The organism is Facilibium subflavum (genome assembly GCF_003574485.1).
In the GTDB taxonomy this organism is placed as follows: Bacteria; Pseudomonadota; Gammaproteobacteria; order Francisellales; family Francisellaceae; genus Facilibium; species Facilibium subflavum.
The window spans coordinates 1-563 of the sequence record NZ_QLIT01000340.1; the positions used below are offsets into that span (position 1 = coordinate 1).

Here is a 563-nt window from a genome sequence, read left to right on the forward strand (position 1 = left end):
TCTTTTTTTTCTTTTCTTTCTTTTTTTTTTTCTCTTTTTCCTTTCTTTTTCTGCCTTTCCCTTCTCTTTTCCTCTTTCTTTTTCTTTCTTTTCCTTCTTTTCCTCTTCTTTCTCCTTTTCTTTTTCTTTCCTTCTTCTTGCCTCTTTTTCTTCTTCTCTTTTCTTTCCTTCTTCCTTTCACTTTTTTTTCTTATTTTTCTTTTTTTCTCTCCTGTTCTTTTCTTCTTTTTCTTCTATCTTTTTTTTTTTTATTTTTTCTCCCTCCTTCCTCTTCCCCTTCCTTTTTTCTTTTTCTCTTCTTTTCTTTCTCTTTTCTTCCTTTTTTTCCTTTTTCTCTTTTTTTCCTCTTTCTTATTCCCTTTTTTTTTTTTTTTCTCTCCTTCTTTCTTCTTTTTTTCTTCTCTCGTTTTTTTCTTTTCGTTTTTTTTTTCTTTTTCTCTTCTTTTTTCTTCTCCTCTCTCCTTTTCTTTCTTTTTTTTTTTTTCTTTTACTTTTCCTTTTTCCTTTTTTTTTTTTTTTTTCTCTTTTGTCTTTTTCTTTTTCCTTTGTTTTTTTTGTTTTTC

Annotated in this window: 2 protein-coding genes; both read right to left on the reverse strand. The window is 26.6% G+C overall.

Features of this window, described 5'->3' with window-relative positions; all coding sequences use genetic code 11:
* A partial coding sequence (locus DNK84_RS15250; protein WP_208123352.1) for a hypothetical protein occupies positions 1-181 on the reverse strand: 181 nt, incomplete at its 3' end.
* Between the two features lie 67 nt (positions 182-248).
* Positions 249-563 (reverse strand): hypothetical protein (locus DNK84_RS15255; RefSeq protein ID WP_208123353.1); only part of this gene is annotated, 315 nt, incomplete at its 5' end.